The sequence below is a fragment of the Bacteroidota bacterium genome (assembly GCA_030706565.1).
In the GTDB taxonomy this organism is placed as follows: domain Bacteria; phylum Bacteroidota; class Bacteroidia; order Bacteroidales; family JAUZOH01; genus JAUZOH01.
Window position 1 is genome coordinate 1 of sequence record JAUZOH010000116.1, and the last position, 10,325, is coordinate 10,325.

Genomic DNA, 10,325 nt, shown 5'->3' on the forward strand with positions numbered 1-10,325 from the left:
CCTCCGGACAATTGAAAGATTATCCCCCAAATAATATAAATCCAAAATCGTAAAGTTTCCGGAACAAATTCCTTAAAAGACATTAATCGATAAGGCTTGTTATCTACTGCACTCATGCTGATTATATTTTACTCTGCACTCCACGTTCATGCCTGCACGCAGTTTCTTTAAATCTGCCGAAGAATTACCTTGGGCAAAATTTATCTTAACCGGAATAAGCTGTTCGACTTTTACAAAGTTACCTGCAGAATTGTCCTGTGGAATAATGGAATATTGTGCGCCGGTAGCATCAGAAATGGAATACACCACTCCTTTAAATATAACATGAGGCACGGCATCAATTTCAATATCAACCGGCATTCCTTCCTGAATATGCTGCATCTGGGTCTCTTTGTAATTGGCAATGATCCATTTATCCTTACTATCCACAATTGATACCACAGTATGACCAACATCCATTAACTGCCCTTCCTGAATATTTTTACGGCCTACAACCCCATCGCAGGGTGCGGTAATTACCGTGTAGGATAAATTAAGTTTGGCCAGTTCAACAGCTGCTTTGGCAACTGCAATATTGGCTTTTTGCTGGTCAAGATGCTGAGTCTGTTCATATTTTACCAATGAAGTAGATTCCTTTTGCTTAACCAGCATATCATACTTGGCTTTTAGGGCTTCATAAGAAGCTTTCATTGATTCATATTGCTGTTTAGTTACCGCATCCTTGGTTAAAAGATTTTTATAACGCTCAAAATCATTTTTCGTATTCACCATTAGGACACGGGCTTCTTCAATGGCCGCATCAGAAACCGACAGGTTATTTTTCGTTGTGGTAATGGTCGTTCCCATGGCAGATTTTCCGATCAAAGCATTTTGATAGTCAGCTATTGACTGTGCCAGACGTAATTTGTACTCGGTATCTTCAATTAAAACAAGCGTATCCCCTTTGTGTACCGTTTGATATTCACTAAAATTGATCTTTTTAATAAATCCCTGTACCCGGCAATTAACCGGCACAATTTGTTGACGTATTTGAGCATTATCGGTATATTCCACATCACCCAGGTGAATAAAACGGGAACATACCCAAATTAAACCAATGAGGATTACAGCAATAATGATGCTTTCTGACAATATTCTTTTTACTCTCTGTTTCATTTTTTTGTTTATAATGTTCCTGAGGTATATTTCAAATTATAATAATTATAAATAATGTTGATTCTGGCGTTTACAACCTTAAGTTCTGCATCCAACTTAGAATTACCGGCATCCAGCATTTCAGTTATAAGAACCATGTTGTTCAAATACCGGTTTTGTATCAGTTCGTAATTTTGCCGCGCCAAAGCATAGCTTTTTTCTGTAGTTTTAAGATGGTCAAATGATTCATTGTATTTAATCAAAGCTGATTTCACAGCCAATTCAGTTTTTTCTTCAATCACATCTCTTGCCGAATTTGCCAGATCCTGTGTAGCCTTGGCTTGACTAACCGTATGTTTTGCAGCATAAAGAGAAGATAAATTATACTTCAGCCCGATTCCTGCAGTCCAGTAATTATAATTCTTATTTATTGGTGGAACTTCAATTAAAATAGGACCGTTAAAATAATCTCCGGCAAACAAGGATATGGAAGGCAAATAATTGGCTTTGGCCATATTTACATTCTTGTCAGCAATCTGAATGTTCAGATCAGCTGTTTTTAACTCTGGTACATTGCCCAATGCATCTTTCAGTAAGTCATTTTGTTCCCTTCTGATCAAATCAAGGCTGAGAATTGAAGTATCAGGACGGATACTTGTCGAATCGGATAACCCCAAGGTCGTAACAAGCTGATTATTTATGATTTTGCAGTTATTGTCAATTTCGATCAACGCAAATTCAATATTCTGAAGCATCAGCTCATGCCGGGTAATATCACTGCCCAAAGCCATTCCCTCTTTCTGCTTTGCTTTTATCTGCTCAATTAATATATAGATCTGTTCCTTATTTTTAACATATACCTCCCATTGATTCATCAATTTATATAACTCAAGATAATATCCTATCAACAGGAACCTGACATTTAATTGCTCTTTGTTAAAACTTAACTGGGCAATTTGTTCATTAAGCTTTGCAATTTCAATTTGATTCGAAATGGTCCTGCCTCCATAAATCACCTGCGAGGCTTCCAGAGCAAAATCATTACCAAAATGAGGCATGGGTGCATTAGTCAGGTGCGAAAAATTGCGGTCCGTTATAAAACCATCACCTATGTATGAAACCGACAAAGAGGTTCCAATAGAGGGCAAAAGGGAATTTTTGGCAACATCGGTTGCCGTTCTTGCAGTAGCTATCCCGGCATTGGAAAGTTTAAGTTGTTTACTGTTCTCTGCCGCCAATTTGAACATTTCATCGACACTTAAAACCTTTATAGTACTTTGAGCCAATAAAAATTCCGAACACAGCAAAAACAATGCAATTGCTGTAAAAGCATTTATCCTATTCATCATCAAAATATGATTAATTGATTATGGATTAGAGTATTATCAATAAAATCAAGGTCAAAATGATTCAAGATCATTTTGATCCCAATAATTATCTAAACCACCAAAGATGAAGTCATAAATAATATTGAAAAATCAGGTAAGTAAAATACAGTTGTCAATAAAGGAAATTTCACAAATACTTTAAAACAAAAAAAATTTAACCGGATAGTTCTTACTCTACACATAATCTAATAATTTACCCGACAAAAGAACAAAATATTTTACGAGAAAAGCTTTTCAATTTTTCACAAAAAATTGTCATTTTTACCAATAATTTATTAAGAAATATTTAAGGAAATGCAACTTACAGAATTTAGTTTATGGGGATCGGACCTGGTAATTGAAGAAAACTTTAATATTAACTTATCCTGCAACAGATTACCAGTCGAAAACTCTCCATCCCGCAATAATTTTGGGATTATTTGCCTGTTTTTAAAGGGGAATGCAGATATTGAAATTGATTGTGTCAGGTACCACCTTGAAAAGGGGATGATATTATCCGTATTTCCCATGCAGGTAATCAGACAGATAGAAGCAAGCCCGGATTTAAAACTGATGTATTTCACGAATTCAAATGAAATACTTGACCGGATACTATTCCGCTTTCCTCCTGAATTTGAAATGTTTCTAAAAGAATACCCTACGTTTAAGTTTTCAGGCAAAATATTTCTTAAAAATGTAGCATTAATCTCCATGCTTGATGAAAAATTTAAAGATCGCGCCAATATTTGCCGGAACGAAATAATATTAAGCTTGATACGATGTTTCTACCTGGAAATATATAATAACCTGCACCACGAATTATTGAAAAATCCAATAAAAGACACCCGAGGTAAAGTCTTTATGAAAAAATTCATCAGTTTATTAATGCAACATTACAGGGAAAGCAGAGAAGTGGCATTCTATGCAAATAAGCTTAATATTACCCCGAAATACCTGTCTATCATTTCCGAAAAAGTGAATGGACAGAAAGCTAAAAAAGTCATTGATGAATACACCATTACTGAAATAAAATTACGCTTAAAGGCAACGACACAATCCTTACAGGAAATAGCAGAGAGTTTAAATTTTCCGGACCTGTCTTTCTTTTGCAAATATTTTAAAAAACAAACAGGAATGACACCCAAACACTATAGAGATAAGTAAACTCCAATTGAAATCAGAAAAAACATTTTTTTACCTTTTAATAATTTTTAAAACAAAAATTATGTTAAAAGTACTTACAATTTTCCTCAATGGGGTATTTTTGTATCTGAACACTAATTATTTTTGATTAAACATCTTATTTTTTATTCTTTTTTATTTTATTTTTATTTAAAAAACAGATATTATGCGTTTATTTTTTGCTTGCCTCATTAGTTTAATTGGATTCAATGCCTTTGCTCAAATGAATACCCAAGATACATTGTTCAACCAGACTAATTCCAAAGGACAGAAACAGGGATACTGGAAAGTCTTTTATCCTAACGGACATATCAAATACCAGGGATATTTTAAAAATGACAAACCGCTGGGGGTATTCAAAAAATATTTTGAAGACAACACGCCCAAAGCCATCCTGAATTATGCACAAGACGGAATGACCATTAGAGCAAAACTGTTTTACGAAAATGGAGAACTTGCTGCACAAGGCAAATACATTGGAACCAAAAAAGACAGTACCTGGAACTATTACAGCTATTATGATAAAACCCTGACCAATAAAGAGACTTATCAAGATGGAGTAAAACAGGGTATTTCGTACAAATATTATCCTATGGGGCAAATCTGTGAAGAGATGAACTGGAATTCAGGAATGAAAGAGGGTGAACGCAAACAATATTACGAGGATGGGAAAATGAAATGCCTGACGACATTTAAAAACAACAATAAAACAGGCCTGTTCCGTGTTTATTATGATAATGGTCAGATAGAACTGGAAGGATATTACCTCAAAGATATAATGACCGGGAAATGGATTAAATACGACGAAACAGGCAAGCTGATTTCAACCGTTGAATATGTCAACGGCAAAGCTTCAAATGAGAAGGAATTAACCGAAAAGGAACAGGAATACTTCAGGATGATTGAAGAAAACAAAGGGAAGTTTGCTGAACCGGATATAAATGACTTCGTGCCTGACAAATAAAATTGCTTATGCCCGAAAACGCGCTAACACTATTAGAACTTAATTTGAGTATCAGGGAGGCCTTAACCGCTGCTTTTCCTGATTCATATTGGATTATTGGCGAAATAGGGGAAATAAACGTAAATTACAGCGGGCATTGCTATCTGGAATTAATCGAAAAAGGAACCGATTCAGACCAGATCGTGGCCAAAGCCAGAGCGACCATCTGGTCTTCCACCTTCAGGATGCTCAAACCGTATTTTGAAACTACTACTGGTCAAACTCTTACAACAGGATTAAAGATCCTGGTAAAAGGATCGGTTGAATATCACGAGCTTTATGGCTTGAGCATCAACATAAAAGATATTGACCCCAGTTATACCCTGGGTGATCTGGCCAGGAAAAAACTGGAAATCATCAAAAGGTTGGAATATGAGGGGGTTATAAACATGAACAAAGAATTAGCCCTGCCCCTGGTTCCCCAGCATATTGCAATTATCTCATCAAAGACAGCCGCGGGTTACGGGGATTTTGTCAATCATCTAAACAACAATCCCAACAGGTTCGCCATCAACCATACCCTGTTTCCTGCCATCATGCAGGGAAATGAAGCTGAAAGCTCAATAGTGAATGCCCTTGATAAGATTTACAAAGAACATCAGAAATATGATGCAGTGGTCATTATTAGAGGCGGAGGTTCGCAAAGCGATTTGAGCTGCTTTAACAATTACTGGCTGGCATACAATATTGCACAATTCCCAATACCCGTACTGACAGGAATTGGCCACGAACGCGACGAATCTATCGCCGACATGGTGGCTCATACCAAATTAAAGACTCCCACAGCGGTGGCCGATTTCATCGTTTCGCGAATTTCGGCCTTTGATTTCAGCCTTGACGAACTGAATCAGGAGTTTTCTTCTAAAGTGCTGTCATTACTGGATAGTCAGAAAAACCGTATTTCAAATTTAACCGACCAGTTGCCTTCCCTTATCCGTTTCAGGATGTCGGGAATTTCACACAACCTGGAGATGACCACCCAGCGTTATGAGACTTCAGTAAATAAGCTGCTGCTTTCCCACAAACAGCAATTGCTTAACAGCCTGATGAATTTTAAGTCTTCAACCCTAAAACTCCTGCTACATAAAAACCAGGTTCTTGAAAAGACAGATTCGTCGCTGAAATTCATTATCAAACCTTATTTCGAGCGCCAGAATCACAGACTTGAAATGGCCGAGAAGACAAATAATTTTCTGAATCCCAGGAATATATTGAAGAGAGGATACAGCCTGACCTATTGCAATGGGAAATTGGTAAAAGAAACTGAAGGTTTAAAAAATAACGATGTTATTGAAACCCATTTATATGAAGGAAAAATTACAAGTACTGTTTCATACATTACAACGACTAAAAATAAATCTGAAAAGTAGTTCAGAAACAAAATACCTGACAGATATCATAATTATATATGAATCAGACATATAAACCTTTATTTAATGATTTTTACTGATCGATAACCAAATTAAAAACGATGATAAAAAAAATAAAAAACCTTATCTCTTATTTTCGTTTTAACCCAAAACGTTTATCCTTTAAACATTTGTTTGTCATAGCTGTTTTGCTTTTCCCCTATTTAGGGGAATGTAGGTGTACAGCTGAGGTACAGACAAATTTCCTGTTAAAAATAACCCTTCACCGGGTTAACAAATTAAAACCGGAAGAATTAAATGCCACGGCCAAAAGTTATTTACCCGATCATCCGCGAAATTGCCTGGAATATGGGGAAAAAGCCTATGCCCTTGCAATAGAACTGAAGCGCCCCTCAGAAATAGCAAAAGCCTTAAATAACATGGGCGCAGCTTATTATAATTTAGGCAGGTACGATTCGGCCATGATATTCTACCAAAAAGCCCTTTCCTTTGAAAAAAATAAAAATGACATCGCCAACACTTTGAACAATGTAGCATTGGTATATGCAGATAAAGGAAAATATGATCAATCCTTGGAAATGCATAATCAGGCCCTGGCGATCTTCCGTAAAGTAAATAATGCAGCTGGCGAAGCCAACACCCTGAATTACATTGGGAATATTGGGTTTAATACAGGGAAATACAAGGAGGCCATTGAACAGTATGAAAAGTCCTTTAAAATACGGGAAAAAATAAAAAGTCCGGAACTGGTTAATTCAATCAACAATATTGGAAATTGCTATAAGGCAATGAAATCAAACGATCAGGCACTTAGTTTCTACAAAAAAGGACTTGAAAACAGCCGTAAGCTTAATAATAAGAAACTGATGGCAACTACCCTGAACCTGATAGGAAATTTATACTGGAGTACTGATAAATATGACAATGCAATGGAATATTATCTGGAATCTTTGGCTTTACGAAGAGAACAGAATGATATTCAAGGTATAGCCAACTCTTTCAATAACATAGGGAATATTTATAATAAGCTGGGAAATTACCCCAAAGCATTGGAATACTTCGGCCAGTCCTTACAAATATACCAGAAAAAGGGAGACAACAAAAAGATAGCTTCACTGCTTAACCTCGTTGGCAATGCCTATATGAATCTGTCAGATTATAAAAGTGCACTCAACTTTTATCTTAGCGCACTGAAGTTAAGAAAACAAAAGGGTGACAGACGCGAGCAAATCATTTCCCTGAACCATATTGGTACGGCGTTTGACAATCTGCACCAAAACGAACAGGCCCTTGGATATTATATGCTTGCCCTTGAAATGTCGGAAGGACTTAAGGATTCAGCTCTGATTATTTCTGTTACCAATAATTTGGGCAATCTTTATTCAAATTCAGGAAATTACCCTAAAGCCTTAAATTATTTTAACCATACCCTTTCATTTTCAAAATCAACAGGGGATAAATACAATCAGGCATTAAGTTCAAGAAAAATAGGAGAAATTTATCTAAAAAAAGACAACTATAAAGAAGCCAAAAAATTGTTCGATGAATCATTGAAAATCGGGCAGGCAACAAATAATGAGGAATTGGTTAAAAAAGCGTTTTTCGACTTATATCAATATAATGACCAATTACACAACTATGCTTCTGCATTAAATTATTACCGTTTGTTTGTTCAAAAAAATGAATCTATGCTGAATAAACATAACAGCGAGACTATTTTGGAGAAACAAATGAATTTTGAAATAGAAAGTAAAGAAAGGGAAATTGAAAAAATTGAAAAGAGCCAAAGACAGGAAGAAAAAATTCAAAGCCTGGCATTAGAAAAACAGGTTGTTTTTCGCAATTCAGTCATTCTTTTAACCCTGCTGGCTTTTATATTTGGATTTTTCATTTATCGCCAAAATCTTTTTAAAAAGAAAACGACTACTTTACTTCAGGAAAAATACAGGCTTATCGGAGCAGCCAATACCAAACTTAAACAAGATGAAATAGAACTGCAAAGCCTGATAGAGACTAAAGATAAGTTTATGTCGGTCATTGCCCACGATATCAAAAACCCGCTTAGTGGTATTCTCGGAATAACAGAAATCCTGGCAAAACAATGTGAAAATCTAAAACCTGCAACCATAAAGGAATATTGCAATCTGATTTTTGAAAGTTCAAAAAATCTGTTTGAACTTTTAGAAAACCTGCTAAGCTGGTCAAAATCCCAAATGGGAAATAACCGCTTTGCCCCGGCCAATATGAATTTAAGTTATTTAATCAAAGAAGACATTGAACTTTTCAAACAAAATGCCGAAAATAAAGGTATACAGTTTGATGTCATGCTACCTGAGAAAGCAGAGGTCTTTGCAGACAAAGAGATGATTTCTTCGGTGATCAGAAACTTAATTTCCAATGCCATTAAATTTTCATTTCCCGACAATACGATTAAAATCAGTTGTAAACAGGAATCTGACCAGACCGAAGTGACGGTTGCTGATCAGGGTAAAGAGATGACTGAGGAAGAATTGCATCATTTATTCCAGAATGATCGCCACTTCACCCAAAAAGGAACAAACAATGAAAAGGGTTCAGGTCTGGGCCTGTTGCTGTGCAAAGAATTCATAGAAAAACATCAGGGAAAAATATGGGTAGAAAATGGGCTAAATCAGGAAACAATATTTAAATTTGTCTTGTATGGAAATCACAAGCTCTAAAAATTATGCCAAAAAAAGAAATCACCTATCAACAAGCAATAATAGAAATAGAAGATATCCTTTCAAAAATAGAAAACGAAGAATTGGATGTCGATGATCTCACCGTAAAAGTTAAACGGGTGGCCTCATTGATCAAAACATGCAAAGACAAACTGCATACTACAGAACAGGAAGTAAATAAAATTTTAAAAGAAGTAGATAATAATTCAAAGGATAATTCACCTTCCGGTTCAACAGAAACAGAAGATGAATAGCTAAAAATTCAGGAAATTTTTAACACCTGTTCTGTTTATGCCATACAACCGGTAACTTCCTTGATTTCAGTAGCATAACCATATCTCATGCTGGCACTCTGATAATACTCTTTTGTAAGGTGCTTTATTTGTTGCTGGTTTGCAATAAGTACCTGAATGGGATCCACATCGTGGAAATTGAAGATACCTTCCACATCTTTAAGTACCTCAAGGTTTTTATTGATGACCTTCATCAGCTGGTCGTAGGATTGTGTAATGGTTGAAAGCCTGTGCCCCACAATGCCGATTACTTCGTTATTTTCCACATTAATTAAAGGGGAGCCTGAATTACCCTGCCTGATGGTAGATTCAAACTGTATATATTGCTTGCTATTTCTTACATCCACAAAAAAAGAGGAGATAATGCCACTTTTAATACTTAAATTTTGTTGCCCCAACTGAAAACCAACCACGGCCAAGGGTTGTCCGATTTCTTCTTCATCACTGGAAAGTTTAAGAGAAGGAACATTATCCAAGCCTAAACCATCTATTTTAATAAACACAAAACTTCTCTTTTTATCACCGGGGTTTTCCAAAATCCTGTCCTGAAATTCCCAGAATGGAATGGAAGCACTTGCATAAACCGTATAGCCATCGCTCTCTACAAATTTAATATGTACTTCTTTAGCCTTTAGAATTTTGTATATATACTCGTCAGAAATAATCAAATTTCCGACCTTAAAACCTGTTAATGTATAAAAGGTTATTCCTTCATTGCTTAGAAAATTAATACAGCAAATGGCCTTATGACAAGCTTTCCACACTTTTCTGTACATACCTACCAGTTTAAATTATTATTGAATTTTCCCCTTCTTCTATTTCCGATTCAATCCATTTTCATCCAAAAAACAGTTTAAATTTCAAAATACAAAAAAATGAAATTTGTCAATATCTCAATTAAAAGTCCCCCGTTTTTTGATGAGCAAAGCAAAAATAAGTTTAAATTCATTATTTTATCGGATATACATTAAATATTTTTCAATTATTTATAATATTGTGCTTAGTCTCTTCTTACTTTCTTGAGACAGAGGAGGTTCATCGCATTGATGCCCAAGCCCCAAATATCTTTCTGGGTAAATCTTACTGCAACATCATAGTATAAAGGCACCACCGCAGCCTGATCAACGATCATTTTATCCATTTGCTTATAATAAGCTATCCTGTGGTGCACATCAAATTCCTTTAAGGATTTATCATATAACTGATCAAATAAAGGATTGGTAAAATGGGTGGTATTCGGACCGCCAGGACTCAGATTTTTGCTGTAAAACAAAGAA

At 35.7% G+C, this 10,325-nt stretch carries 9 protein-coding genes; 5 read left to right on the plus strand and 4 right to left on the minus strand.

Going from position 1 to position 10,325, the window contains the following annotated elements; all coding sequences use genetic code 11:
• Nucleotides 1–99 precede the first annotated feature (99 nt).
• Together Q8907_07820 and Q8907_07825 are read right to left on the minus strand one after the other, a co-directional pair.
• Nucleotides 100–1,155 carry an HlyD family secretion protein gene (locus Q8907_07820; GenBank protein MDP4274168.1) on the minus strand — a complete coding sequence of 352 codons (1,056 nt, stop codon included), beginning with the start codon at nucleotides 1,153–1,155 and terminating at the stop codon, nucleotides 100–102.
• 8 nt (nucleotides 1,156–1,163) lie between these two features.
• Entirely contained in the window at nucleotides 1,164–2,483 is a 1,320-nt protein-coding gene (locus Q8907_07825; GenBank protein ID MDP4274169.1) for a TolC family protein, read from the minus strand.
• 333 nt (nucleotides 2,484–2,816) lie between these two features.
• Here Q8907_07825 and Q8907_07830 point away from each other — a divergent pair, with 333 nt between their 5' ends.
• The 5 genes from Q8907_07830 to xseB all read left to right on the plus strand — a co-directional run bounded on the left by Q8907_07830 (nucleotide 2,817) and on the right by xseB (nucleotide 9,009).
• Entirely contained in the window at nucleotides 2,817–3,665 is an 849-nt protein-coding gene (locus tag Q8907_07830) for a helix-turn-helix transcriptional regulator (protein ID MDP4274170.1), read from the plus strand.
• A 184-nt stretch (nucleotides 3,666–3,849) separates the two neighbouring features.
• A complete protein-coding gene (locus Q8907_07835) occupies nucleotides 3,850–4,647 on the plus strand; it encodes a toxin-antitoxin system YwqK family antitoxin (protein ID MDP4274171.1) in 798 nt (265 codons plus the stop codon).
• An 8-nt stretch (nucleotides 4,648–4,655) separates the two neighbouring features.
• Complete coding sequence (gene xseA / locus Q8907_07840; protein MDP4274172.1) at nucleotides 4,656–6,056, plus strand: exodeoxyribonuclease VII large subunit; 1,401 nt, start codon at nucleotides 4,656–4,658, stop codon at nucleotides 6,054–6,056.
• Between the two features lie 101 nt (nucleotides 6,057–6,157).
• A complete protein-coding gene (locus tag Q8907_07845; GenBank protein MDP4274173.1) occupies nucleotides 6,158–8,755 on the plus strand; it encodes a tetratricopeptide repeat-containing sensor histidine kinase in 2,598 nt (865 codons plus the stop codon).
• Nucleotides 8,756–8,760: 5 nt separating this feature from the next.
• A complete protein-coding gene (gene xseB, locus Q8907_07850; GenBank protein ID MDP4274174.1) occupies nucleotides 8,761–9,009 on the plus strand; it encodes an exodeoxyribonuclease VII small subunit in 249 nt (82 codons plus the stop codon).
• 35 nt (nucleotides 9,010–9,044) lie between these two features.
• Here xseB and Q8907_07855 read toward each other — a convergent pair whose 3' ends face one another.
• Both Q8907_07855 and Q8907_07860 read right to left on the minus strand, forming a co-directional pair.
• The gene (locus tag Q8907_07855; protein MDP4274175.1) at nucleotides 9,045–9,824 is read right to left on the minus strand and encodes a serine protease; all 780 of its coding nucleotides are present in this window, start codon (nucleotides 9,822–9,824) and stop codon (nucleotides 9,045–9,047) included.
• Nucleotides 9,825–10,048: 224 nt separating this feature from the next.
• On the minus strand, nucleotides 10,049–10,325 hold a 277-nt coding region (locus tag Q8907_07860; GenBank protein ID MDP4274176.1), incomplete at its 5' end, for an ABC transporter substrate-binding protein.

Excerpts from the sequence above, each read along its gene's own strand:
- Q8907_07820 (MDP4274168.1), bottom strand. The coding sequence starts at position 1,155 with ATGAAACAGAGAGTAAAAAGAATATTGTCAGAAAGCATCATTATTGCT.
- Q8907_07825 (MDP4274169.1), bottom strand. The coding sequence starts at position 2,483 with ATGATGAATAGGATAAATGCTTTTACAGCAATTGCATTGTTTTTGCTG.
- Q8907_07830 (MDP4274170.1), top strand. The coding sequence starts at position 2,817 with ATGCAACTTACAGAATTTAGTTTATGGGGATCGGACCTGGTAATTGAA.
- Q8907_07835 (MDP4274171.1), top strand. The coding sequence starts at position 3,850 with ATGCGTTTATTTTTTGCTTGCCTCATTAGTTTAATTGGATTCAATGCC.
- xseA (MDP4274172.1), top strand. The coding sequence starts at position 4,656 with ATGCCCGAAAACGCGCTAACACTATTAGAACTTAATTTGAGTATCAGG.
- Q8907_07845 (MDP4274173.1), top strand. The coding sequence starts at position 6,158 with ATGATAAAAAAAATAAAAAACCTTATCTCTTATTTTCGTTTTAACCCA.
- xseB (MDP4274174.1), top strand. The coding sequence starts at position 8,761 with ATGCCAAAAAAAGAAATCACCTATCAACAAGCAATAATAGAAATAGAA.
- Q8907_07855 (MDP4274175.1), bottom strand. The coding sequence starts at position 9,824 with ATGTACAGAAAAGTGTGGAAAGCTTGTCATAAGGCCATTTGCTGTATT.